Annotated in this window: 25 protein-coding genes; 10 read left to right on the top strand and 15 right to left on the bottom strand. The window is 60.0% G+C overall.

Features of this window, described 5'->3' with window-relative positions:
• Positions 1-26: 26 nt before the first annotated feature.
• From KI614_RS16190 to KI614_RS16170, 5 genes are read right to left on the bottom strand one after another with little or no spacing between them, the layout of a single operon-like run.
• Positions 27-1,277 (bottom strand): beta-ketoacyl-[acyl-carrier-protein] synthase family protein, encoded by a 1,251-nt coding sequence (locus KI614_RS16190; RefSeq protein WP_226406967.1) that lies wholly within the window; start codon positions 1,275-1,277, stop codon positions 27-29.
• A 3-nt stretch (positions 1,278-1,280) separates the two neighbouring features.
• On the bottom strand, positions 1,281-1,517 hold the full coding sequence (locus tag KI614_RS16185; RefSeq protein WP_226406966.1) for an acyl carrier protein: 237 nt from the start codon (positions 1,515-1,517) through the stop codon (positions 1,281-1,283).
• 42 nt (positions 1,518-1,559) lie between these two features.
• The gene (locus tag KI614_RS16180) at positions 1,560-3,323 is read right to left on the bottom strand and encodes a protein-disulfide reductase DsbD (RefSeq protein WP_226409388.1); all 1,764 of its coding nucleotides are present in this window, start codon (positions 3,321-3,323) and stop codon (positions 1,560-1,562) included.
• Positions 3,323-3,643 carry a divalent-cation tolerance protein CutA gene (cutA, locus tag KI614_RS16175; protein ID WP_226406964.1) on the bottom strand — a complete coding sequence of 107 codons (321 nt, stop codon included), beginning with the start codon at positions 3,641-3,643 and terminating at the stop codon, positions 3,323-3,325. The genes KI614_RS16180 and cutA overlap by 1 nt, the downstream gene beginning before the upstream one ends.
• Positions 3,644-3,652: 9 nt before the next feature.
• A complete protein-coding gene (locus tag KI614_RS16170) occupies positions 3,653-4,423 on the bottom strand; it encodes an ABC transporter permease (protein ID WP_226406961.1) in 771 nt (256 codons plus the stop codon).
• Between the two features lie 168 nt (positions 4,424-4,591).
• Between KI614_RS16170 and KI614_RS16165 the strand changes: the two genes are divergently transcribed.
• Entirely contained in the window at positions 4,592-6,160 is a 1,569-nt protein-coding gene (locus tag KI614_RS16165) for a B12-binding domain-containing radical SAM protein (RefSeq protein ID WP_226406959.1), read from the top strand.
• 110 nt (positions 6,161-6,270) lie between these two features.
• Here KI614_RS16165 and KI614_RS16160 read toward each other — a convergent pair whose 3' ends face one another.
• The 8 genes from KI614_RS16160 to KI614_RS16125 all read right to left on the bottom strand — a co-directional run bounded on the left by KI614_RS16160 (position 6,271) and on the right by KI614_RS16125 (position 15,513).
• Complete coding sequence (locus KI614_RS16160; RefSeq protein WP_226406957.1) at positions 6,271-7,392, bottom strand: branched-chain amino acid ABC transporter substrate-binding protein; 1,122 nt, start codon at positions 7,390-7,392, stop codon at positions 6,271-6,273.
• Between the two features lie 157 nt (positions 7,393-7,549).
• Complete coding sequence (locus tag KI614_RS16155) at positions 7,550-8,467, bottom strand: ATP-binding cassette domain-containing protein (RefSeq protein WP_226406954.1); 918 nt, start codon at positions 8,465-8,467, stop codon at positions 7,550-7,552.
• A complete protein-coding gene (locus KI614_RS16150) occupies positions 8,455-9,093 on the bottom strand; it encodes an alpha/beta hydrolase (protein WP_203468038.1) in 639 nt (212 codons plus the stop codon). Before KI614_RS16150 ends, KI614_RS16155 begins: the two co-directional genes overlap by 13 nt.
• Positions 9,090-9,398, bottom strand: a complete 309-nt coding sequence (locus tag KI614_RS16145) for a (2Fe-2S) ferredoxin domain-containing protein (protein ID WP_203468037.1) — start codon at positions 9,396-9,398, stop codon at positions 9,090-9,092. The genes KI614_RS16150 and KI614_RS16145 overlap by 4 nt, the downstream gene beginning before the upstream one ends.
• A 25-nt stretch (positions 9,399-9,423) precedes the next feature.
• Positions 9,424-12,138 (bottom strand): cation-translocating P-type ATPase, encoded by a 2,715-nt coding sequence (locus KI614_RS16140; protein ID WP_226406952.1) that lies wholly within the window; start codon positions 12,136-12,138, stop codon positions 9,424-9,426.
• A complete protein-coding gene (locus tag KI614_RS16135) occupies positions 12,087-13,145 on the bottom strand; it encodes a VanZ family protein (RefSeq protein WP_226406950.1) in 1,059 nt (352 codons plus the stop codon). The genes KI614_RS16140 and KI614_RS16135 overlap by 52 nt, the downstream gene beginning before the upstream one ends.
• Before the next feature lie 135 nt (positions 13,146-13,280).
• Positions 13,281-14,777 (bottom strand): sodium:solute symporter family protein, encoded by a 1,497-nt coding sequence (locus KI614_RS16130; protein WP_226406948.1) that lies wholly within the window; start codon positions 14,775-14,777, stop codon positions 13,281-13,283.
• A gap of 85 nt (positions 14,778-14,862) precedes the next feature.
• Positions 14,863-15,513 (bottom strand): pseudouridine synthase, encoded by a 651-nt coding sequence (locus KI614_RS16125; RefSeq protein ID WP_226406946.1) that lies wholly within the window; start codon positions 15,511-15,513, stop codon positions 14,863-14,865.
• A gap of 265 nt (positions 15,514-15,778) precedes the next feature.
• On the opposite strand from KI614_RS16125, the gene recA reads away from it, so the two are divergent.
• The 9 genes from recA to KI614_RS16080 all read left to right on the top strand — a co-directional run bounded on the left by recA (position 15,779) and on the right by KI614_RS16080 (position 23,144).
• Entirely contained in the window at positions 15,779-16,807 is a 1,029-nt protein-coding gene (recA, locus tag KI614_RS16120; RefSeq protein WP_226406944.1) for a recombinase RecA, read from the top strand.
• On the top strand, positions 16,800-17,243 hold the full coding sequence (recX, locus tag KI614_RS16115; RefSeq protein ID WP_226406942.1) for a recombination regulator RecX: 444 nt from the start codon (positions 16,800-16,802) through the stop codon (positions 17,241-17,243). The genes recA and recX overlap by 8 nt, the downstream gene beginning before the upstream one ends.
• Positions 17,240-17,977 carry an LPS export ABC transporter ATP-binding protein gene (lptB, locus tag KI614_RS16110; RefSeq protein ID WP_226406940.1) on the top strand — a complete coding sequence of 246 codons (738 nt, stop codon included), beginning with the start codon at positions 17,240-17,242 and terminating at the stop codon, positions 17,975-17,977. The genes recX and lptB overlap by 4 nt, the downstream gene beginning before the upstream one ends.
• Before the next feature lie 28 nt (positions 17,978-18,005).
• Positions 18,006-19,475, top strand: a complete 1,470-nt coding sequence (locus KI614_RS16105; RefSeq protein WP_226406939.1) for an RNA polymerase factor sigma-54 — start codon at positions 18,006-18,008, stop codon at positions 19,473-19,475.
• 15 nt (positions 19,476-19,490) lie between these two features.
• Complete coding sequence (hpf, locus tag KI614_RS16100; protein ID WP_203468028.1) at positions 19,491-19,814, top strand: ribosome hibernation-promoting factor, HPF/YfiA family; 324 nt, start codon at positions 19,491-19,493, stop codon at positions 19,812-19,814.
• Positions 19,815-19,868: 54 nt separating this feature from the next.
• Positions 19,869-20,315 (top strand): PTS IIA-like nitrogen regulatory protein PtsN, encoded by a 447-nt coding sequence (gene ptsN, locus KI614_RS16095; RefSeq protein WP_226406938.1) that lies wholly within the window; start codon positions 19,869-19,871, stop codon positions 20,313-20,315.
• A 9-nt stretch (positions 20,316-20,324) separates the two neighbouring features.
• A complete protein-coding gene (gene hprK / locus KI614_RS16090; protein ID WP_226406937.1) occupies positions 20,325-21,260 on the top strand; it encodes an HPr(Ser) kinase/phosphatase in 936 nt (311 codons plus the stop codon).
• A 50-nt stretch (positions 21,261-21,310) separates the two neighbouring features.
• Positions 21,311-21,574: a PsiF family protein gene (locus KI614_RS16085; protein ID WP_203468025.1), complete on the top strand. Its 264-nt coding sequence runs from the start codon at positions 21,311-21,313 to the stop codon at positions 21,572-21,574.
• Between the two features lie 97 nt (positions 21,575-21,671).
• Entirely contained in the window at positions 21,672-23,144 is a 1,473-nt protein-coding gene (locus KI614_RS16080; RefSeq protein WP_226406936.1) for an IS1182 family transposase, read from the top strand.
• Between the two features lie 100 nt (positions 23,145-23,244).
• On the opposite strand, the gene KI614_RS16075 is transcribed toward KI614_RS16080, so the two are convergent.
• Together KI614_RS16075 and ttcA are read right to left on the bottom strand one after the other, a co-directional pair.
• Entirely contained in the window at positions 23,245-24,096 is an 852-nt protein-coding gene (locus KI614_RS16075; protein ID WP_226406935.1) for an adenylate/guanylate cyclase domain-containing protein, read from the bottom strand.
• 68 nt (positions 24,097-24,164) lie between these two features.
• A complete protein-coding gene (gene ttcA, locus KI614_RS16070) occupies positions 24,165-25,028 on the bottom strand; it encodes a tRNA 2-thiocytidine(32) synthetase TtcA (RefSeq protein WP_203469263.1) in 864 nt (287 codons plus the stop codon).
• Positions 25,029-25,045 lie beyond the last annotated feature (17 nt).

The following is a 25,045-nucleotide window of genomic DNA, read 5'->3' as shown; positions in this document are numbered from 1 at the left end:
TGGGTCATCGCAGTGATTTCCGGGAACTAGGCATTGACGCTGCGAAACGCGAGCACCGCGTTGCTGCCGCCAAAAGCGAAGGAATTGGACAAGGCGGCGCGCAGGGGCTTGCCGCACCGCGCCGTCGTAACGTGGTCGACGCCAAGGCAGGCCGGGTCAGCCTGGTTCAGGTGTGCGGTCGGCGGAATGGCCTGTTCGCGCAGGGCAAGGACCGTGATGATCGCTTCGATCGCACCGGCTGCGCCAAGCTGGTGGCCGTGCATCGACTTGGTGGCGCTGACGGCCAGGCGGCTGGCACGCTCGCCAAAAACGGCTTTCAGGGCCGAGATTTCGACCGGGTCGCCTTCGGCGGTGGCCGTGCCGTGCGCATTGACGTAATCGATTTCGTCGGCCAGCAGGCCGCCGTCAGCCAGGGCTGCATGCAATGCGCGAACCTGGCCGGCTGCTTCCGGGCGAACCAGGTGGCTGTGGTCGCAGCTTGTGCCATAGCCGACCAGTTCGGCGTGGATGCGCGCTCCGCGTGCCACGGCGTGTTCCCAGTCTTCGAGCACCAGCGCCGCCCCACCCTCGCCGAGCACCAGCCCGGTCCGGTCGGCACTGAAGGGCCGGCAGGCGGTCGGTGAGCTTGTTTCATCGCCGCTGGCCATGACGCGCAGCGCTTCCCAGGCACGGGCCACGCCGTAGGCTTGCGGGACATCGGAGCCGCCGGTCAGCATGATCGTTGCCTCACCGCTGCGTACGCGACGGAAAGCTTCTCCGATGGCGATGGCTGACGAGGCACAGGCAACGGTATGGCTCATGCTGACACCGCCCAGCCCGAGCTGGATCGAAATATGGGCATTGGCCGCGTTGTTCATGCCGAGGATGACCGAGAGCGGCGAGACGCGCTCGCGCCCCTTCTGCCACAGTTCGCGATAGCCCTTTTCATAAGCCAGCGTGCCGCCCAGTGCGGTGCCCCAGGCAACGCCCCAGTTTTCACGGTTTTCGGCAGGTTGACCGCGCAACAGGCCGGCATCTTGCCAGGCATCGAAAGCGGCTGCGGTGCCGAGCTGGGCGAAGCGATCCATGGTGCCGGCCAGCGGCCGACCGAGCGTCGCATCGGCGTCGAAAGCCGGGCAACTGACAAAAGGAATGCTCAGGGGGCGGGGAATATCGTCGGTCAGCAAATGCCGTACGGCAGATTCACCGGCGAGCAGGCGCGCAAAGAAATCGGACAGGTCGCCGCCGTAGGGGCTGATCAGACCCAGCCCGGTGATTGCTACCCGCCGCTGGCTCATCGCTCAGCTCTGTTCGCTGCGTAGTTGATCCATCAGCGTCGCCATTTCGCCAACGGTTTTCGGGCTTTTCAGATCTTTGGAAAGGGTGATGCCGAAACGGTCTTCAAACTCGAACATCAATTCGAGCAGCATCAGCGAATCGACCCCAAGATCATCCAGGGGGGCATCGGGAACAACCGTATCCGGGGCAATCCCCAGTCGGTCATGAAGAAATTCGCGGATCAGGCCAAGAGAATCCATAGTGGGCAATATTTTAGCCGAATAGACGGTATTTACAAAAAATCAGGCACTTTTGCCGGGTGACGACCGAATCTTGCTCAGGCTTTGAAGGAAGGCCGCCGTATCCTGGAAACCGACAACGCGAATAGTCTTTATTTCCTTGCCGGTGGCATCGAAGAACAGGATGCCGGGCGGTCCGAACAAGCCAAAACGGGCGAGTAGCGCCTTGTCGTCGGCCGTATTGGCCGTGACATCCGCCTTGAGCAGTTTGAAACCGGCCAATTGGGCCTGTACGCCCGGATCGGCAAAGGTAAAACGCTCCATTTCCTTGCAGGAAACGCACCAGTCGGCATAAAAATCGAGCATCACCGGTTTGCCGGCTGCGCGGACAGCTTGTTCGAGTTCGCTGACGCTGCTGACTTTCTCGAACGCCAGTTTCGGGCTTTCTGCGGCCAGGGCTTGCCCGCGCAGGCCGGCGAGCGGTTGCAGCGGATCGCGATTGCCGGCCAGCGCACCGATCAACAGGGCCGCACCGGTCAGCAACATGACGATGCCGATGCCTTTCCAGAAACGGTGCCAGCCTTTGGCATGTGGCGGCAGCGGGTCGAGTGCGTGCAGGAAAATGGCCGGGATGATCAGCAGCGCCGCCCAGGCGAGCATCTGGGCAACCGCCGGAATCACCGGTGAAACCAGCCAGACGGCCGTGGCCAGCAGCAGAACGCCGAAGCTTTTCTTGACCGCTTCCATCCATGCGCCGGCTTTGGGCAGCAGCGTGCCGGCCGATAGACCGACGATGAGCAGCGGTACGCCCATGCCGAGTGCCATCAGGAAGAGCGCCATGCCGCCGAGGACGGCATCGCCGGTCTGGCCGATGTAAAGCAGCGCGCCGGCCAGCGGGGCCGCGACGCAGGGGCCGACGATCAGGGCCGAGAGTGCGCCCATGATGAAGACGCCGATACCGCGCCCGCCTTGCAGATGGCCGGATTCTTCCGACAATTTGCTTTGCAGCGCAGTCGGTAGTTGCAGTTCGTAGAAGCCGAACATCGAGAACGAAAGAATGACGAAAACCGTCGCAAAGCCACCCAGTACCCACGGGTTTTGCAGGGCGGTGGACAGCAGCGTGCCGGTTAGTCCTGCCGCAATGCCGACGGCTGAATAAGTCACCGCCATGCCGAGCACGTAGGCGAGAGACAGGGCAAAGCCGCGGCTGCGCGAAATCCGGTGGCCCTGACCGGCGATGATGCCGGACAGGATGGGAATCATCGGAAAGACGCAAGGCGTCAGCGACAAGCCCAGTCCGGCCAGAAAGAAGAAGGCAAGGTTGGCCAGGAAACCGGCATTTTTCAGGGTCGCGGCAATTGTGCCGCTTTCGTCGCCGTCGACCGCAGCAATCGTGGCGGGAGCACTGCCCGGGTCGGGCAGGGTCAAGTTCAGTGCCTGGGTTTGCGGCGGGTAACAGACGCCAGCGTCGGCACAGCCTTGCGAGGTGACATTCAGCTTGATCGGCAACGCCCCGGAAACGCTGCGTTCAACAGGCAGGCGGACGACCGCGCTCTTGTAATAAACCTCGACCTTGCCGAAATTTTCGTCGTTCTTTTCCTTGCCCTTGGGTAAAACCGGGTTGCCCGCGGTGGCTCCCTCCGCCTCGATGCTGAAGCGGAACTTGTCGCGGTAGAGGTAATAGCCTTTGGCGATCTCGAAGCTGATTTCGACCGTCTGCCCGTCGATCGCTCGGGCTGTTGGTTTGAAGGCAACGGCCGGGTCGAGAAATTCCTGAGCGTGAACCAGTGAGGTCAGGAAGGCAAGAAGCAGGAAAAGTGTGCGCATCATGATTGGAGTGTTTCTGCGCTGACCCAGTTTAAATAGGCCGGTAAACCATGCGTGATCGGCAGCGCGATGATTTCCGGCACTTCGTAGGGGTGGCGTTGGCGAATGGTGGTTTCAAGCGCCGCGTAGTTTGCTGCGGTCGACTTGATCAACAGGGGGATTTCGCTGGCCGATTCGACGGCGCCCTGCCAGCGGTAGATCGATTCGACACGCGGCAGGATGTTGACGCAAGCTGCCAGGCCGCTTTCGACGACCGCCAGCGCAATCGTGTTGGCGACACTTTCGTCCGGGCAGTTGGTGAGGATCAGCAAGGGTTCCATGGCCTGATTCTACTTGAGCAGGCGCCGCCGGGTCAGGCGCAGTGCAATGGCAAAGGCGATGGCCGTCGTGGCCAGCAGTACGCCGATATGGATCAGGGCGTTGTCCGGGAATTGTCCGGCAAGCAGTGGCCGGACCAGGGCAACGCCTTGAGCCAGCGGTAGCCAGCCACCGATGGCGGCAAGCCAGCCGGGCAATTGCTCGGTCGGGAAGAAAACGCCGGAAATCAGCGTCATCGGCGTGATGAACAGCGTGAAGTAGTACATGAAGAAATCGTAGGACGGCGCCAGCGCATTCCAGATCAGCCCCAGTGCCGCGAAAGCCAGTCCAGTCAGGACAATCGCCGGCAGCGCCCAGAGAACGAGGTTGCCGCTGGTCAGCCCCATGGCGCTGATCACGACCAGGATGGCCGCCCCGGAGAAGAGCGATTTGGTCGCGGCCCAGAACAGTTCGCCGGCGACGACATCGTTTAGGCCGAGCGGCGTGTTGAGAATGGCATCCCAGGTTTTCTGGACGTGCATGCGCGAGAAGGACGAGTACAGGGCTTCGAAGGTTGCCGAGTTCATGGTTGACGCACAAACGGTGCCGGCTGCCAGAAACGCGACATATGGCCGGCCGTCGACGCTGGGCAGCATGGCGCCCAGGCCGTAACCCAGCCCCAGCAGGTAGATCAGCGGATCGGCCAGATTGCCCAGAATCGATGGCAGGGCGAGTTTGCGCCAGACGAGAAAATTGCGCTGCCAGACAGGGCGCCAGCCAATACTCAGCGATATGGGCGGCATGCGTGCGCTCCCGGCAAAATGAAATAAGGCTGCCATTTTACTGTGAAGTCGTGCCGCACAATCCTGGCAAGTTGATGGTGCCGAGAAGCCGGGCAGCCAATTTGGCCCCGAGTCGAAGGTCGACCGCAGTCATCGCGGAATGGCTGGCCGGGATGTCAAAATAGCAACATGACACCGCCTGCCATTCTGCTTTCGACCCTTAACGCCAAATACATCCATGCTTCGCTGGGATTGCGCTATCTGCTGGCCAATATGGCCCGCCATGGCGGCGCTGAACTGCGCGCCGCAACGGTGTTGCGCGAATTCACGATCGCCCGCCCGATCGCCGAAATTGTCGATGCGCTGCTCGCCGAACTTGGCGAAGCTCGTGATGGCGTCCGCCAGATCGTCGGTTTCGGGGTTTATATCTGGAATGTGCGGCAGACGACCGATGTCATTCGTCAATTGAAGGCCCGGCGGCCCGCGTTGATCATCGTTCTGGGTGGGCCGGAAGTGAGCCACGAATGGGACGAGCAGGAAATCGTCCGGCTAGCTGATTATCTGGTTACCGGCTGGGGTGACGTCAGTTTCCCCAAGTTATGCCGCGCCTTGCTGCATGGGCCGCAACCCTTGATGAAAGTGATCGCTGGCGAGCAGGCCAGCCTGGCCGAGATCGAATTGCCCTATGCCGAATTGAGTGCCGATGATCTGGCGCATCGCCTGCTTTATGTCGAAGCGTCGCGCGGCTGCCCGTTCAAATGCGAGTTCTGCCTCAGCGCACTCGACAAAACGGCCTGGGCCTTTGATGAAGCCCGCTTTCTCTCTGCCCTGGAAACGCTCTACCAGCGCGGAGCGCGCAACTTCAAATTTGTCGATCGTACCTTCAATCTCAAGATCGACAGTTCGCTACGCATCCTGGAATTCTTCATCGATCGTCTGACGCCCGACCTTTTCCTGCATTTCGAGGTGGTTCCCGACCATTTGCCGGATCGCCTGAAAGCAATGATCGCTCGCTTCCCGCCTGGCGTACTGCAGTTTGAAATTGGCATCCAGAGCTTCAATCCGGCCGTCCAGCAAGGCATCTCGCGTCGTCAGGACAATGACAGGACCTGCACCAATCTCGACTGGCTGGTCAGGCACAGTCATGCTCACCTGCACACCGACCTGATCTTCGGCCTGCCCGGTGAAACGCTGTCCAGTTTTGCGGCGGGCTTTGACCGCCTGTATGCGCTGAAGCCTGACGAAATCCAGCTGGGTATCCTGAAACGCCTGCGCGGCACGCCGATTGCCCGGCATACGCTTGAATACGGCATGGTCTATGACACCCAGCCGCCCTACACCATCACCCAAACCGGCGTTATCGATGCGTCGACCGTGCAACGCTTCACCCGTTTTGCCCGTTACTGGGATCTGATCGCCAATTCAGGCCGTTTCCCGGCAACGCTGGCAAGCCTGCTTGAGGCGCCCTCTCCGTTCTATGCTTTTCTCGCTTTCAGCGACTGGCTCTGGGAGACTCGGCAGAAAACCAGCGGCTTGAGTCCGGAAATGCTGCTCGATGGCCTGTTCGACTACCTGACCAGCGTACTCGGCCAGCCCGGAGAGGCGGTCCGCCCGATGCTTCTGGCTGACTATCAGGCCAGCGGCGCCCGATCCAATCCAGCCTGTCTGGCCGGTTTGCTGAAGGATAGGGAAAAACCGCTGCCCAAGGCTTCAAGCGCCCTGGTTCAGCGGCAGGAACGGCATGGCGGTCGGGACTGAGGCCGCAGCGCTGATCGTCTTTGCCATTGTTGAAGTGCGATCGGGCGCTATTGTCCGGGCAAAAAAATGCCCTCCGGCCAGCGGAGGGCATCGATCGGTGTTGCTGACGTTCAGTTAATGACCGCCCACTTGCCGTCCTTGAACTGATACAGCGAGATGCCACCAAAGCGGTTGTCGCCCTTCGGGTCGAAAGCCACGGTGCCGGTGACGCCCTTGAAGTTCACCTTCTGCAGCAGCGGCAGGTACTTGGCCGGATCAACCGAGTTGGCCAGCTTCATGGCTTCGATCAGCGCGTTGGCGGCGTCGTAGGCATAAGGTGCGTAGAGTTGGACATCGGTGTTGAAGCGCTGCTTGAAGCGTTTCTTGAACTCGGTGCCACCCGGCATTTTCTCGGCCGGCAGGCCGGCCTGGGTGCAATAAACGTCCGGTGACATGGCCTGGGCGGCAAGCTTGAGCATTTCGCCGGTACAGACACCGTCGCCGGCCAGGAACTTGGTGTTGATGCCGAGCTGCTTGATCTGCTTGAGCATCGGTGCGCCCTGGGCATCCATGCCGCCGTAGAAGATGGCATCCGGTTGCTTGCTCTTGAGGCGGGTCAGCAAGGCGGTGAAGTCGACGGCTTTGTCGGTCGTGTATTCGCGGGCGATGACTTGTACGCCGAGTTTCTTCAGGTTGTCGGCCAGTGCATCGCCGAGCCCCTGACCGTAGGCGGTGCGATCGTCGACGATGGCGATTTTCTTGGCTTTGAGTGCGTCGACCGCGTACTTGGCCATCGCTTCGCCCTGCTGGAAGTCGTTGGCGATAACGCGGTAGGCAACCTTGAAGCCCTGTTGTGTCAGTTTCGGGCTGGTCGCCGACGGCGTGATGGCCGGAACGCCGCCTTGTTCGTAAATTGCGGCGGCCGGAATGGCGGCGCCCGAGGTCACGTGGCCGACGACGCCTTTGGCACCGGCATCAACGATGCGCTGGGCGACGACGGTTGCCTGGCGCGGATCGCCTTGGTCATCTTCGGCCATCAGTTCGAAGCGGACTTTCTGTCCACCGATGGTCAGCCCTTTGGCGTTGGCATCATCGAGCGCGAGGAGCGTGCCGAATTCTTCGTCCTTGCCGACGTGAGCGACGGGGCCGGTGAGCGGCCCGGCAAAGGCGATCTTGACGACCGTTTGGGCCTGGACGGCCAAGGGAGCAGCCAGGGTGCCGAGGCAGGCAATGGCGAGTGCGATTTTTTTCATGGATTATCCTTGGTAGAGGAACCGATGCCCTGCCGGCGCAGGGGCCTGTGTGCATCCGGCGCCTGTTTTCTGGCGCTGCATGCCGTGATTCAAGGCGTGGAATTGTACTGGAAGTGTGCAGGAAGAAAATCTTCGACCGAAGATCATCTCCGGCGCCCTAATCGCGCAATTCCCGCCCGGTCAGCTTGATGAATACGTCTTCGAGGTTGGAGGCACGATGCACGTAGCGCAGGCCATCGGCTTCGGCCAGCCGGGCCAGCAGGTCGCGCGGTTCGCGGCAGTAGAAGAAGGCGGTTTCGCCGCTGGTTTCGACGCGCTCGGCCAGGGCTCGGTGGTTTTCGACAAAATTGGCCAGTTGACCGCCGGATTCGTCGAAAACTTCAATGACTTGTGGTTCGATGTGCTCGGTAATCAGCTGGCGCGGGCTGCCTTCGGTGATTTTCCGGCCGTGGTCGATGACGATCAGGCGGTCGCACAGACGCTCGGCTTCATCCATGAAATGCGTCGTCAGGATCAGCGTCTTGCCGGCTGATTTGAGCTGTTTCAGGCGGTCCCAGATCAGGTGACGGGCTTGCGGGTCGAGGCCGGTGGTTGGCTCGTCGAGGAAGATGATGTCGGGGTTGTTGACCAGGGCGCGGGCCATCGTCAGGCGGCGTTTCATGCCACCCGAGAGCGTGGCGATGCGTGCGTCGGCCTTGCCGGTCAGACCGGCGAATTCGAGCAGCTGTGGAATGCGCGCCTTGACTTCGGCGTCCTTCAGCCCGAAATAGCGGCCGAAAACGAGCAGGTTCTCGCTGGCGGTAAAGTCCGGATCGAGATTGTCGAATTGCGGAACGACCCCGATGCGTGCCCTCGCTTTTTGGGCGTCGGCCGGAATGGCGTGGCCGTTCAGCGCGATGTTGCCGCTGTCTGGCGCGGTCAACCCGAGACAAAGGCGCAAAGTCGTTGTCTTGCCGGCACCGTTCGGGCCAAGCAGGCCGAAGCAGGTGCCAGGTTCAACCGCGAAGGACAGGCCGGCAACCACTTCGTTGCCGGCATACGTCTTGCGCAGCGCGTCGACGACTAGTGCCGCCATGCGCGGGTGATGATGTCGCGGATCTGGTGCAGGCGACGATGGAAAAAGTGGTCGGCCCCGGGGACGACGACGACCGGCAGGTCGAGTGGCAGGGCCCAGTCGAAGACATTGGCCAGCGGCACGGTTTCGTCGGCCGAGCCGTGGATGACGATGGTGTCGTGCGGCACGGCTTCGGTGTCGTACTGGCGGCTACCTTCGACATGACCGGCGGCGGTGCCGACGAGAACCAGACGCTGGGCCGGGTGGCCGGCATCTTGCAAGCGCTTGGCGACCCGGGTCTGGCAATAGGCGCCGAACGAGAAACCAGCGAGCGCCACCGGCAGGTCGCCGCAGCGACGCTTGGCTTCTTCGAGCACGGCGAGCAGGTCGTCGGTTTCGCCGCGACCTTCGTCATGTTCGCCTTCGGTCGCGCCGACGCCGCGGAAATTCGGCCGGAAGGCGGCGTAGCCGAGGCTGACGAAGGTACGGGCCAGCGTGTAGGCGACCTTGTTGGTATTGGCGCCGCCGCCCATCGGGTGTGGGTGGGCGATCAGCGCGATGCCGCGTGGTGCGTCCGGGCGTTCCATGATGACGTCGATCTTGCCGACCGGGCCATCAACGAGGAATTTTTCTTCGGGCGCCTTCATAGCTTGAGACGTTCCACAACGTTGCCCTTGATCAGGTGTTCCTGGATGATTTCTTCAACATCTTCGTTGTCGACATAGTTGTACCAGGTTTCTTCCGGGTACACGACCAGAACCGGGCCCTGGTCGCAGCGACCGAGGCAGCCAGCCTTGTTGATGCGGACGGCACCGGCACCGTTCTGCTTGAGCGCGCCGATACGGTCCTTGGCGTAGGCGAAGGCCGTAGAGCCGCCAAGGTTGTTGCAACACGGTTCGCCAGCTTCGCGCTGGTTGGTGCAGAAAAATACGTGGTGCTTGAAATAGCTCATCGGGAATCTCCTGTGGGAGGGTGGATTATAGGCTGTCCCGTTTCACGTGAAACGTCGTCCAGCGTTTTTCGAGGCCGATCAGCAGCGCGCAGAACCATGCGAAAAGCGTGATTTCAGCCCATTCGGTCCAGCCGATCGGTGCGGTCTGGAACAGTGTGTTGAGGGGCGGCCAGTAAGTCAGCAGCAACTGCAGGGCAAGCATGCTGGCGACGCCGCCCCAGATCCAGGGATTGGAAAAAAGCCCCTGTTTCCAGAATCCGACAGTCAGTGAGCGGCAGTTGAACAGGTAGAAGATTTCGACCATGACGAAGACGTTGACCGCGACAGTGCGAGCTTCGGCAAGGGTGTGGCCCTGATCGAGTTGGCGCAGGAAAAGGCCGAATGAACCGGCGAGCAGCAACAGTGAAACCAGCGTGATGCGCCGGATCAGGGCGCGGTCGAGGACCGGTGTGTCGAGTCGGCGTGGTGGTCGTTGCATGATGCCACGCTCGATCGGCTCGAAGGCCAGCGTCAGGCCGAGCAGCACGGCGGTGGTCATGTTGATCCAGAGAATCTGCAGCGGCGTGATCGGCAATGTTGCGCCGAAAATGATGGCGGCAACGATGACCAGGCCTTCGCCAAAATTGGTCGGCAGTGTCCAGGTGATGAATTTGACCAGATTGTCCCAGACGCCCCGCCCTTCTTCGACAGCGGCTTCGATACTGGCGAAATTGTCGTCGGTCAGCACCATGTCGGCGGCGGCCTTGGCCACTTCGGTGCCCCCCTGGCCCATGGCAATGCCGATATCGGCTTGTTTCAGGGCAGGGGCGTCGTTGACGCCGTCGCCGGTCATCGCCACCACTTCGCCACGGCCCTGCAAGGCGCGGACGAGACGCAGTTTTTGCTCGGGTTCCACGCGGGCAAAGACATCGGCCTCGTGAGCGGCGGCGGCCAATGCCGGTTCATCGAGTCGGGCCAGTTCCCGGCCGGTTATCACCCGTTCGCTGTTCAGGCCGATTTGGCGCGCAATGGCTTGTGCCGTGACGGCATGGTCGCCGGTGATCATCTTGACCCGGATGCCGGCCGAGTGGCAGTGGCGGATGGCGCCGATCGCCGCCTTGCGTGGCGGATCGATCATGCCGACCAGGCCGAGCAGCGTCAGGTCGGCGACGGTGGCATCGTCGAGCGGTGCGTTGCCCGGGCATTGTCGGCTGGCCAGCAGCAGGACGCGCATTCCCTGCCCGGCCAACGCGTGTGCGGCCTGCTCGACATCGCTCGGCTTGAATGGAGCGATTTGACCCTCTTGTTGCAGTTGACCGCGGCAAAGCGGCAGCAGCTTTTCCACTGCGCCTTTCAGGTAAAGCTGTTGCCCGCGATCCGTCCGGTGCGCCGTGGCCATGTATTGGCGGCAGGCATCGAACGGGAGCTCGTCATGGCGTGGCAGCAAGGTCCTGAGCGTCTGTTCGTCCAGGCCGCCTTTGCGGGCGACGACCAGCAAGGCCGCTTCAGTTGGGTCGCCGGTGATTTTCCAGTGCGGGCCGCTGCGATTCAGGTGGGCATCGTTGCACAGGGCGCCGGCAACGAGCATTTCCCGCAAGGCGCCGGTGATCCCGGCGGGATTTTCCTGTTGGCTGATCGTGCCTTCCGGTGCGTAGCCGTGGCCGCTGACCGCAAAATTTTGGCCGGCCACCCAAAGGGCGCGAACGGTCATGGCATTTTCGGTCAGGGTGCCGGTTTTGTCCGAGCAGATAATGGTGGTGCTGCCCAGTGTTTCGACGGCCGGCAAGTGCCGGATGATCGCCCGGCGGCGTGCCATGCGGGCAACGCCGATGGCCAGGGTGACGGTGACGGCCGCCGGCAGTCCTTCCGGAATCGCGCCGACGGCCAGGGCAACCGCGGCCATGAACATCTCGAAGGCGCTTTCGCCGCGCGCCAGCCCGATTCCGAAAGTGAGCAGCGCGAGCCCGCCGATCGCCCAAAGCAGCCAGTTCGAGAAGGCTGTCATCTTGCGGGTCAATGGTGTGGCGAGTTCATCTGCCGCGGCGATCAGGCCGGCAATGCGCCCGGTCTCCGTGGTATCGCCGGTGGCAATCACGATGCCACTGCCCTGACCCGCCACCACGGTGGTGCCGGCGTAGGCCATGTTGTGGCGTTCGGCCAGCATTGTTTCCTGCCCGATGATTTCGCTGTGTTTGCTGACCGGCAGTGATTCGCCGGTCAGCATCGAGTCATCCGTGTGCAATTCGCGCTGATGAAAAATACGCAGGTCGGCCGGGGTGCGGTCGCCGGCGGCAAGTTGCACGATGTCGCCGGGAACGAGTTGGCGGGCGTCGAGTTGCTGATGCTGGCCGCTGCGCAAGACGGTTACCGGGGTGCTGACGGTCCGGGCCAGGGCGGCCAGGGCGCCTTCGGCTTGCGCTTCCTGCCAGTAGCCGATGACAGCGTTGACCAGAACGACGCCGAAAATGACGCTGCTGTCGATCCACTCACCCAGTCCGGCGGTGATGCTGCCGGCCCCGAGGAGGACGATGACGAGCGGCTGGGAAAGCTGGCTGATAAACCGTTTCCAGCCCGGAGTCGCACTGCTCCGGCTTAATTGATTGGGGCCGTACCGGGTGAGCCGCGCATCGGCCTCGATCGCGTCGAGACCGCGCTGCAGGTCGGTCGACAGGCGCCGGGCGGCATTTTCGGCCGTTTCCGCATGCCAGCTTACGGTCGACGTGTTGTCAGGAGCAGAAATGGCAGGGTCAGGAAAGGCCATAGCGTACCCACGAGTCGGGTGAGGCCGTTGAAATTGAGAAAGTGACCCTGCCGCCAAGTGGCCAGAGCGGCGGTCGAGTACGGGTTGGGTGGCGCCAGATTGACCAGCACGGTACCGGCCATCAAGGCCATGGCCGCGATCATCAGGCGCGGCGTGGCGGGTAGCAGCAGGGTCAGTGCGAGGGTGATGGCAGCGAGTCCCAGACCGGTCTGGGCTCCAGGGGTCAGCCAGGCCAGTGCTTCGCCCGGGCTGATCAGGATGGCTGCGGCCAGTGTCCGGATGGCCAGTCCGAGCAGCAGAAAAAGCGGCACGATCAGATAGGCGACGATCAGGCGGGCGCACAACATCCGGACAATCAGCCCGACCGCCAGGGCATTGAAGGCGGTGATGCTGGCATCGATCAACATGAAGCTTTCGGCAGCAAAAGGCACCGCGCCGCTCAAACCGAGCGTCTGACGCAAATCACCTGCACCGAACAGCAGGGTTTCCGGCGACAGCGGGACGAGCAGCCAGAGGCCAAGCAGGGTCAGGCCGAGTTCGGCGTGTGGAATCGGGGCGATGACCTCATCCTGCCAGGCTGAAATCCGCGCAAAAACGCGTGGCCCGACGCTTTGGGCCCACATCGCACCGAATAATCCGCCCAGACTGTTGCAGGCCAGATCAAGATTGGACGGGACGCGCGACGGAAGCCAGCTTTGTATGGCTTCCATGCCAAAACTGACGCCGCCGGCTAGCAGCACGGCGAGTACAAGTGCGGTCAGCCGTCCCGGCAGACCATAAAGCGCCAGGGTCAAAAAGAAGCCGAGTGGCAGGTAGACCGCGACATTGGCGGCCAGGTCAAAGAAGGTCCAATAGCGCGGCAGGCCGCCTTCGAGAAAGGCAAAAGGTGAAATGCCGGTGTCGCGCCAGCCGGTAAACGGGTGCAGGCTGCCGTAGATGACCAACCCGAGCCAGGCGAGTGCAAGGTAGCGGGAAAGCAGGATGGGGCCGCGGGAAAACTGGGACATGTCCCAATTTTATGGACTATCGACGGTGCCGTCAGCCCTTATCTTTGGTAACAATCATTCTGTTTTGGTTGCAGCGCGCCCCGCTTCCGACTCAATGTCAGGTGATCGTGACTTATCGGGCCATTTGAACCCGTTTTAATGGCGGTGCGGATGTTCTGCCGTGTGGTGGGTTTCCGCTGCGGCGCGATGGTGCAAGGCGCTGTGCATGTCTTCGAGCGGCATGGCATGGCCGACCCATTGCGGCAGCAAGGATCCGGCGACCATGCCCGTCATGCTGACGGCCAGGCCGATCAGTTGCGGCGGGACAAGACTGGCTTCGCCGACCAGCAGTTCGATCAGCAGCCATGAAACGAGGCCGCCGAAAATGGCACAGAGCGCACCCTGCGTGCTGGCGCGCCGCCAGAAAGCACCGAAGAACAAGGGAACGAAAGCACCGGCCAGCGTGACTTTGTAGGCATTTTCAACCATCTTGAAAATGCTGGCGTTGGAGTTGAGCGCAAAGCTCAGGACGATGCAGGCAAAGACGACGATCGAAGCTCGCATGACCATCAGGAAGCGACGGTCATCCATGTGTGGAAAAAAGCCGCGGATGATGTTTTCCGAAAAAGCGACCGAAGGTGCCAGCAAGGTGGCCGACGAGCAACTCATGATGGCCGATAGCACGGCGCCGAAGAAAATGGCTTGGGCAAAGACCGGGGTGTGTTGCAGGACAAGGGTTGGCAGGACGAGCTGCGAATCGGTCTGCAGCAGGCCGTTGAAAAGTTCAGGGTCGATCAGCGTTGCCGAATAGGCGATGAACATTGGCACAAAGGTGAAGCAGAAGTAGATCGAGGCACCGAGCACCGAACCCCAGAGCGCAATTTTCTGGCTCTTGGCGGAGGTGATGCGCTGGAAGACATCCTGTTGCGGAATCGAGCCGAGCATCATCGTCATCCAGGCGCCGAGAAAGGTCAGCCATTGCCAGGGGTCGGGCGGCGGAAAGAAATCGAGCTTGCCTGCGGTCGACGCGTGATTGATGACCAATTCGACGCCGCCGGTCAGGCCGGAGACGATATAGCCGATGTACAGCATGCCGCCCATGATGACGCCCATCTGGACGAAATCGAGAATGGCGACCGAGAGCATGCCGCCGAAGGTGGTGTAGGTCAGCACGATGGCGGCGCCGAGGATCATGCCGGCGCTCTGGCTGATGTAGCCGCTGGTCACGACATTGAACACCAGGCCGAGCGCCTTGATCTGGGCCGACACCCAGCCGAGATAGCTGGCCACGATGCAGAGCGTGGTGAGGACTTCGACGCTGCGGTTGTAACGCATCCGGAAATAATCGCCGAGCGTCAGGATATTCAGCTTGTAGAGTTTATTGGCGAAAAAGAAGCCGGCGATGATCAGGCACATGGCCGAGCCGAATGGGTCGGCAACGACGCCGCGCAAGCCCTCCTTGACGAAGGTGGCGGAAACGCCGAAGACAGCTTCGGCACCAAACCAGGTGGCAAATACGGTTGCGGTCACGACCGGCAGCGGCAGGTGGCGTCCGGCGACGGCAAAGTCTTTGGCGCTATGAACGCGGGTTGCCGCAAACAGGCCGATGCCGATGGAAACGAGCAGGTAAAGGACGACGAACCAAATCAGCATTTTTGCGCGGTCGACCGTGGCAAGAGGTTGAAAACGCGGGAATTATACGGTCAATGCGGGTTGTCGTTGCGCTTGCCCGAAGCGTTCAGAATGGAACCGGGCAGTGAAATTCCAGGCGCTCTTCGGTCAGTGGGTGAAAGACCGCCAGATCGCGGGCGTGCAATTGCAGGCGGTCGGCCATGAATTCAGCTTCCCCGCCGTAAAGATCGTCACCGAGAATGGGGTGGCCGATCGACAATAAATGAACCCGCAACTGGTGCGAACGGCCGGTCACCGGCTCCAGTTCGACGCGGCTGCTGCGGCCATCTGCGGCGGTCGACACAACGCGATAGCGCGTCAGTGAGGGGCGGCCAAGCTCGAAGTCGACCATCTGCTTCGGCCGGTTCGGCCAATCGACGATCAGCGGCAGGTTGATTTCGCCACTCTTGTTTTCCGGCTGGCCGATCACTACGGCGACGTACAGCTTGTCCACCTTGCGGTCCTGGAACTGGCGCGACAGCCGGCGGTGCATTTCCGGCCCGCGTGCAAAAACCAGCAGCCCCGAGGTTTGCATGTCGAGCCGATGGACGGTCAGCGCATCGGGAAAATCGCGCTGAACCCGGGTCAGCAGGCAATCCTGCTTCGCTTCGCCGCGCCCCGGCACCGACAGCAGGCCATGCGGCTTGTTGACGATGATCATCGACGGGTCGGTGTAAAGATAATCGAGGGGGGCGAGCGGGGGCGGTGAATACGTCATTGGCGGAAAATCTGCAGGCGGCGAAATGGCAAGGCAGCAATGCGGACTTGCATTCGCAGGGCGCCAACGGTATAACTGTAAATATACACAGTATATTGTGTGTCGTGCGCTGCTCGCTATACGCAAAGCTTCGACGAAAGGTGTGGAGCATACGCATTCACCGTCGGCGGTGTCTATCGGTAGTGATCATGAACCCGGTAACTGCAATTTCTATTCCATCTTTGGCCCCTGTGCCATAATTCCGTCAAATTCTAGAGGTATGCCCATGGACGACAACAAGGCAAAGGCGCTCGCCGCAGCGCTGCAACAGATCGAAAAGCAGTTCGGCAAAGGTTCCATCATGAAGATGGGCGATGCTGAAATTGACGAAGGCATTCAGGTTGTCTCGACCGGTTCGCTCGGTCTGGACATCGCATTGGGCGTTGGCGGTCTGCCGCGTGGCCGTGTAGTTGAAATCTACGGTCCGGAATCCTCAGGCAAGACGACGCTGTGTCTGCAGGTCGTTGCCGAAATGCAAAAGCTCGGCGGTACTGCGGCCTTCATCGATGCCGAACATGCGCTCGATCCGCAATATGCCCAGAAGCTTGGCGTCAATGTCGGCGACCTGCTGATCTCGCAGCCGGATACCGGCGAACAGGCGCTGGAAATCGCCGACATGCTGGTGCGTTCCGGCTCGGTCGACATCATCATCGTCGACTCCGTCGCCGCCCTCACCCCGCGCGCCGAAATCGAAGGCGAGATGGGCGACCAGATGGTCGGCCTGCACGCCCGCCTGATGTCCCAGGCGCTGCGCAAGCTGACCGCCAATATCAAGAAGACCAACACGCTGGTCATCTTCATCAACCAGATCCGGATGAAGATCGGCGTCATGTTCGGTTCGCCGGAAACCACCACCGGCGGCAATGCCCTCAAGTTCTACGCTTCCGTCCGCCTCGACATCCGCCGTATCGGCGGCATCAAGAAGGGCGATGAAGTGATCGGCAGCGAAACCAAGGTCAAGGTCGTCAAGAACAAGGTTTCCCCGCCTTTCCGCGAAGCCATTTTCGACATCCTGTACGGCGAAGGCATTTCCCGTCAGGGCGAAATTGTCGAAATGGGCGTCGCCCACAAGCTGGTCGACAAATCCGGTGCTTGGTACGCCTATAAAGGCGAAAAAATCGGCCAGGGCAAGGACAACGCTCGCGAGTTCCTGCGTGCCAACCCCGAAATTGCCCAGGAAATCGAAGCCGGCATTCGTGAGGCAGCCAGTACCAACGTCATCAAGCCGGTCAAGGCTGCCAAGGCTGATGCCTGATCCGGTTGTTGCGCTGCGTGTTGCGGCTCTTCGACTTCTGACCCGGCGTGATCACAGCCGGGCGGAGTTGAAGACCAAACTCGCCGCGCAGGCAGAATCCGAGGAACAGCTCGATGCTGTCCTCGAAAGACTGCAGACGGAGCGCCTGCTCTCGGATTCCCGTTTTGCCACTCAGCGCGTCGTTGCCCGGGCCGGACGTTACGGCAACGCCCGGTTGCGCCAGGAATTGCGCCAGACCGGCGTGAGCGACGATGAAATTGCAGCCGCCTTGCCGGAAGCAGGGGACGAGACCGAGCGTTGTCGTCAGGTTTGGGCGAGAAAGTTCAAGCAGTTGCCGCAATCGGCTGAAGAGCGCGGCAAACAGATGCGATTTTTGCAATATCGAGGTTTTTCCGGCGACGCCATACGCCGAGTGATGCGCGGAGCCGAAGAATGACGGACAAGAAGATTTCCACGCTGGCTGCCCACAACCTGAAGAAGCGCTACAAATCGCGCACGGTGGTTGAGGATGTGTCTTTTGAGGTCAAAAGTGGAGAGGTCGTTGGTTTGCTCGGGCCGAATGGTGCCGGCAAGACAACCTGTTTCTACATGATTGTCGGTCTGGTGCCGGCTGATGGCGGCGAGGTTTACATCGACGATGCGAAGCTGACTCACCTGCCGATGCACAGCCGGGCCCGCCAGGGCTTGTCCTATCTGCCGCAGGAGGCTTCGGTCTTTCGCAAGCTGAATGTCGAGGAAAACATTCGCGCCGTGCTGGAACTGCTCGATCTGCCCGAGAAAGAGTTGAATGACCGGCTGGAGGGCTTGCTCGGTGAACTGCATATCGGCCATGTCCGTCACGTCAATGCAGCGGCTCTTTCCGGCGGCGAGCGCCGGCGTGTCGAAATTGCCCGGGCCCTGGCAACCAGCCCGCGCTTCATTCTGCTGGATGAGCCGTTTGCCGGGGTCGACCCGATTGCGGTGCTTGAAATCCAGAAAATCATCCGTTTCCTCAAGGAGCGGGGCATCGGGGTGCTGATCACCGATCACAACGTGCGTGAAACCCTGGGCATTTGCGATCACGCCTACATCATCAGTGCGGGGCGCGTTCTGGCTGCTGGCCGTCCGGATGAAATCGTTGATAATGAAAGTGTGCGCAAGGTTTACCTTGGCGAGCATTTCAAGCTCTGACCGATAAGCAGCGTCCCTACCCCATTCGATGAAACCGGCTCTTCAACTCAAGCTTTCCCAGCATCTGGCCCTGACGCCACAGTTGCAGCAATCAATCAAATTGCTGCAACTATCGACGATCGAGATGCAGCAGGAAATCGAGCGCTATCTGCTTGAAAATCCGATGCTCGAACGGGATGATGATGCCGGAACGGAGTCTTATTCTTCGGCCCAGCAATTCGATGCGCCAAAGAGCGACGAAGGGGAGCGCGAACAGCGGGCTGAGCGCGATGAACGGGATGCGCGTGAAGAGCGCGAGCAGGATATCCCGAGTGCGCCATCCGACGTCGATGACGATCGCTGGTCATCCGATGCCGGTACCTATACCGGGGCTGGTCGCGATGAGGACGATGACAGCGACAGCCACGACATCCATGCCGCAACAACCAGTTTGCGCGATCACCTTGGCTGGCAATTGGGCATGACCCAGCTGTCGGACCGGGATCGCAGCCTGGTGCGTTTCCTGATCGAAGCGCTTGATGATGATGGCTATCTCTCGGCGTCTCTCGACGAGCTGTGGGAAACCCTGCCGCCCGAGTATGAAATCGAGCTGGAGGAGCTGGAAATTGCGCTTCGCCATATCCAGAGTTTCGATCCGACAGGTATCGGTGCGCGTGGGCCGAAAGAATGCCTCGCCCTGCAACTGAAGGTTTTGCCGGAAAACCCGGTGCGCAACCTGGCGCTGACCATTGTCGAGCAACACCTTGAATTACTCGCTGCCCGCGACTTTGCCAAAATCCGTCGTCTGACGGATTGCGAAGATCCCGCCCTGAAAGCGGCACACAGCTTGATCGTCAGCCTTGATCCTCGCCCAGGCGCACGTTTTGCAGCCATTGAAGCGCGCTATATCACCCCGGACGTGATGGTTCGCAAGCTCAAGGGAAAGTGGACGGCTTATATCAATCCGGATGCCTATCCGCGTTTGCGGATCAATCGGTTGTACGCTGAAATCCTGTCACGCCAGCGTCGAGGAAACGGCAACATGACCGGCCAGCTGCAGGAAGCACGCTGGCTGATCAAGAATGTTCAGCAACGGTTTGAAACGATTCACCGTGTTACCCAGGCGATCGTCGATCGTCAGCGCCAGTTTTTCGAGCATGGCGAAGTGGCGATGCGTCCGCTCGTGCTGCGCGAGATTGCCGATATTCTCGGTTTGCACGAGTCGACCGTGTCACGCGTTACCAGCCAGAAATACATGGCCACGCCGCGCGGTATCTTTGAATTGAAATACTTTTTTGGCAGTCACGTTGCCACCGATACCGGTGGTGCGTGTTCTGCAACGGCCATCCGGGCACTGATCAAACAACTGATCGGCGCAGAAGATGGCAAGAAGCCCTTGTCGGATAGCCAATTATCCGAAATACTAGGCCAGCAGGGAATCGTTGTAGCCCGACGCACAGTAGCCAAATACCGTGAATCGCTTAACATCCCGCCGGTCAATTTACGCAAGACCCTGTAGAGAGAGGAGAAAAGCATGAATCTGCAGATCACTGGTCACCATATCGACGTTACCCCTGCTTTGCGCGAGTACGTTGAAAACAAACTTGACCCTGTTGTTCGCCATTTCGATAAAGTCACCGGCGTTAACGTGATTTTGTCTGTCGAGAAGCTCAAGCAGAAAGCAGAAGTGACCGTCCACGTTCCGGGCAAGGACATGCATGTCGAAGAGTCCGGTGACGACCTCTACGCAGCGATTGACTCGATGTTCGACAAGCTTGATCGCCAGGTCCAGAAATACAAGCAAAAAGTTCAGGATCACCATCGCGGTGAAAAGCCTGTCATTCTCGCGGCTGAATAATTGCCGTTCGGCCGCAGCCACCGCGCTGCGGCCCATGCATCACTGAATTTTCCTATGAACCCCTTAGCCAATATTCTGTCAGCCACCCAGGTCATTCTTGATCTTGAGGCCGGCAGCAAAAAGCGGGTCTTCGAACAGGCCGGCATGCTTTTCGAGAGTCATCTCGGGCTTGCCCGTGCGGTTGTCTTCGAAAGCCTCTTTGCCCGTGAAAAACTGGGTTCGACCGGTCTTGGGCAAGGTATTGCCATTCCGCACGGTCGGATCAAGGGCCTCAAGCAGGCTGCCGGTGCTTTCTTGCGTCTGGCAACTCCCGTACCGTTCGACTCGCCGGATGGGCGTCCGGTCAATCTCCTGTTCGTGCTGCTGGTTCCAGAGCAGGCGACCGAGCAACATCTCCAGATTCTTTCCGAACTGGCCCAGCGCTTTGCCGAAAAACCATTCCGGGAAGCCTTGCTTGCGGCAAGCGATCCTGCCGCTGTGGTTACCCTGTTTCAGGCCTGAGCCAGTTACGTGCGTCACATCAGCCTGACCCAGCTCTACGAAGATAATCGGGAAAAGCTGCTGCTCAGCTGGATGATGGCGCAGCAGGCCGAACGCAACATCGAGATCAAGTTGTCGAACAACTATGGTGCCGATGTGGTTGGGCACATCAACATCATTCACCCAGAACGACTGCAGGTCATGGGGCAGGCCGAATATGACTGGGCTTTCCGCATCGGAGAGCGTCGCTTCGCGCAGATGTTTCTCGACCTGCTTGCGGCCTTGCCGCCAGCAGTCATCGTTGCCGATGGTCTGACACCTCCGGATATCCTGATCGACGCCTGCAAGCAGACGAATACGCCGTTGCTCCTGTCCCCCAAGCCGTGCTCGGCAGTGATTGACCTGCTGCGCATTTACCTGTCTGCCCGACTGGCTGATACGGTCAATCTGCATGGCGTATTCATGGATGTGCTGGGCATGGGCGTGCTGATTACCGGTGATTCCGGGGTTGGCAAATCCGAACTGGCACTTGAGCTCATTTCGCGTGGCCACGGTCTGGTCGCTGACGATGTGGTCGAAATGGCCCGTATTGCACCGGCCACGATCGAAGGGCGCTGCCCCGGCATGTTGCGCGACTTCCTGGAGGTGCGCGGTCTGGGCTTGCTGAATATCCGGACCATTTTCGGCGAAACGGCTTCCCGCCGGAAAATGAAACTCAAACTGATCGTGCATCTGCAAAAGACGGTCTCTGCCGGTGATGCCCCCCGTTTGCCGCTCGATGCCCAAACCCAGGAAGTGCTGGGAGTGCCGGTCAGGAAGGTTGTGATTCCGGTTGCTGCAGGCCGTAATCTGGCGGTCTTGCTGGAGGCGGCCGTGCGCAACACGATTCTGCAGCTGCGGGGGATCGACAGCATGCAGGACTTCATGGATCGTCAGCAGCGCATGATGCTTGACGATGATGCATGAATGATCGATAGTTGCCCGGCTACTATCAACCAACCCCGAGGGACTGAACGATGAAAAAACTGATTAGCCTGCTGCTCGTTGCTTTTGCCGCTTCATCCGTTTATGCCGCCGATGATTGCGCTTCGCGTGCTGCCGAAAAGAAACTGGCAGGTGCCGCCAAGAACAGCTTCATGAAAAAATGCGAAGCCGACGCACAAGGTCCGGCTGCTGCAACCTGCAATGCGACGGCCAAGGAAAAGAAACTGGCTGGAGCTGCAAAGAACAGCTTCGTGAAAAAATGTGTTGCTGATGCTCAGGCCGGTGGCGCGAAGTAACGCGGTCGACCATTGAAAAAGGCCATCTTCGGATGGCCTTTCAGACTGCTGACAAAGCCTCCAAGCGATTGGGGGCTTTATTTTTTATAATGCAGGCATGCTCAAGCCTGTCTACCCCGCCCAAACGGAACTGGAGATGGTGACGTTGGAGCAATTGGTCCCGAAAGACCACTTGCTCCGGCTGCTCGACCAGCACATCCGGTTTGATTTCATTCGTGAAGCGACCCAGCACCTGTATTGCGAGAACAATGGCCGACCAGCGATTGATCCGGTGGTGTTGTTCAAGATGTTGTTCATTGGCTACTTGTTCGGGATTCGCTCCGAGCGACGGCTGGTGAAGGAAATAGAGGTCAATGTGGCTTACCGCTGGTTTCTCGGCTTTCGACTGACGGACAAAGTGCCGGATGCCTCGACGCTGTCGCAGAATCGCCGTCGCCGCTTTGTCGGGACGGACATTGAGCAACGCATCTTTGACGGGATTGTCGAGCAAGCCATTGAGCACAAGCTGATTGGCGGGCGGGTGCTGTACACCGACAGTACCCACCTGAAGGCGAACGCGAACAAGCGGCACTTTGAAGTGCATCAGGTCGAGCAAACCCCTGCGGCCTACCTGGCCGAACTGGATGCAGCCATCGAAACGGACCGAGCCGCCGCGGGCAAGAAGTCGCTCAAGCGTGATGACGATGATTCGACACCGCCGATGAAGGAGGTCAAGGTCAGCACGGTCGATCCCGACGCAGGTTTCATGGCCCGCGACAACAAGCCGACCGGCTTCTTCTATCTGGATCACCGGACTGTCGATGGCGTGCATGCTTTGATCGTCGATACCCATGTCACGCCGGGCAATGTCCATGACAGCCAGCCCTACCTTGCCCGCCTGGATCGGGTCATGGAGCGCTTTGATCTGGCCGTGGGCGCCGTCGGGCTGGATGCCGGGTATTTCACCCCGCAAGTCTGCAAGGGCATTCTCGAGCGGGCACTGTTCGGGGTGATGGGCTACAAGCGACCCACACACCGCGATGGCTATTTCTACAAACGGGACTATCTCTACGATGCGGTCCAGGACTGCTACCGCTGCCCGGCCGGGGAGGTTCTACCGTACCGGACGACCAACCGGCTGGGTTATCGCGAATACGCCTCGAACCCGGCGCGGTGTGCCGATTGCGGCGTGCGCGGGCAATGCACGCAGAGCCGGAACCATCAGAAGCTCGTGACCCGGCATCTCTGGGAAGGTTTCAAGGAAGCGATCAACGCCAATCGCCTGAGCGACCTGGGCAAACGGCTGTACGCCCGGCGCAAGGAAACGGTGGAGCGCAGTTTTGCCGATGCCAAGGAGTTGCACGGCCACCGTTACGCCCGTTTCCGTGGCTTGGCCAAGGTGCAAGCGCAGTGCCTGCTCTCGGCGGCCTGTCAGAACATGAAGAAGATGGCCCTGTTGCTGGCCCGCAAGGCGGCAGCCTTATTGGCCAAAATCCTCGCACGAACCCGTTTTGCCGCCCCATTCGCCCGCCATCTTTGGCAGATCGGGGTTCCTAACCTGAATTTCAGAATCCGCCTCGCTTCGGCTTGAAGCCAGGAGTCTCCCTGATTTCCAACCAGAAAAACAAAACCCCCGAAAAATCGGGGGTTCGTCAGCAGTCTGAAAGGCCATCTTCGGATGGCCTTTTTATTTACTGCAGGCTGAATTCGGCCTTGTCTGCCGAAGGGTCGTTGCCGGAGTTGCCAAAGGCGATCCAGCCCTCACCTTCGAGGCGCATTTCATGGTGCCTGACCATGACTTCCCGATGTTTTCCGAAGCTGACAAAACTGCCATTGGTGCTTGTGTCGACCAGAAAGAATCCCTCTGGCCGAAGTTCGATCCGGGCATGCTGACGAGAGGCTTTGCGATCTTCAACCAGAATCTTGCATCCCAGATCGCGGCCAAAGGTGAGCGTCTGACTTTTTTCGTCCATCAGGAACGATTTACCACGATAGCGAATTGTCAGTTTTGCCGCTTGAGCAGCCGCTGGTGCGGCAGCGGCATCTTCCTTGGGGGCCGGATTCCGAACCAGAAACAGGCTGACCGAGGCGGTCGACTCGCGGATCGTCCCACGGCCGGGTTGGGCCTGCAGGATGATGGCCGGATGATCGATGATTTCAGCCTGAATGACCGAACTGGCGAGAATCTGGTCGCCACCGGCGATGCCGGCAATCCGAGCGGTCGTGGTGACTGTTTCGCCCACCGGTTTTTGTCCGTTGAAACTGACCTGGCCCGCATGAATGCCGATACGAATACTCAGTTTGTGCCCCGACACCGCGGGCAGATCGGCGATGCGCTGCTGCATGTCGATGGCGGCAAGGCAGGCTTCTGCCGCGGTTTCGAAACTGGCGAGTAATTCGTCACCGACCATTTCACCAATCAGTCCGCCATAGCCTTCGATCGAGCGGGACATCCGGTTGACGCAACGTTCGATGGCATAGGCCGCCTCGGCCTGGCCGAGATGCTCGAACAGCCCGGCACTGCCCGATATGTCGGCAAACATGATGACTCGTCTTTGTTGCGCTTGGCTCATACCGGATCAGTGGCGGAAGTGGCGAAAGGGAGTTCGGATTAAAATGACAGGTTGATTGGAATGCTACCTGACAATGGCATTTCCGGGGCATCAAAAGCAATATCGCCTTCTTCGATGGCGGTGTCCAGCGTCTGGCCTTTGAAGTCGAAAAACCGGTTGTCGGCGAGATGGGATGGCACGACATTCTGCATTGCGGTGAGCACCGATTCGGTCCGGCCCGGAAAACGTTTGTCCCAGTCGGCCATCATTTCCTTGATTTTCTGGCGCTGCAGATTTTCCTGCGAGCCGCAGAGGTTGCAAGGAATGATCGGGAACTCCATGCCGCGGGCAAATTTGGCAATATCGCTCTCGGCACAATAGGCCAGCGGACGAATCACGATGTGTGCCTTGTCGTCAGTGACCAGTTTTGGGGGCATGGCTTTCAGCTTGCCACCAAACAGCAGGTTCAGGAACAGCGTGTGCACCATGTCGTCACGGTGGTGGCCGAGGGCGATCTTGTTGGCCCCCAACTCTTTGGCGGTACGGTAAATGATGCCGCGACGCAGGCGGGAACAGAGCGAACAGGTGGTTTTACCTTCCGGAATCTTGTCTTTGACGATCGAATAGGTGTCGGATTCGACAATCCGATACTCAATCCCCACCGAATCGAGATAGCGCGGCAAGACATCGGCCGGAAAGCCGGGCTGCTTCTGGTCGAGATTCATGGCGATCAGGCGGAACTTGATCGGTGCGCGTTGTTGCAAGGCCATCAGGACGGAGAGCAGCGTGTAGGAGTCTTTCCCGCCAGACAGGCAGACGAGTACGGTGTCACCATCCTCGATCATGTTGTAGTCGGCAATGGCTTTGCCGGTGCGGCTTTCGAGGGATTTGCGGAGTTTTTGCAGAGTGTTTGAGATCGTCATGATGAATTTGCGCATTT

It is taken from the genome of Dechloromonas denitrificans (assembly GCF_020510665.1).
GTDB lineage: Bacteria > Pseudomonadota > Gammaproteobacteria > Burkholderiales > Rhodocyclaceae > Azonexus > Azonexus denitrificans_B.
Note: the sequence above shows the minus strand (reverse complement) of the source record. Positions and strands in the feature narration are given on the sequence as shown.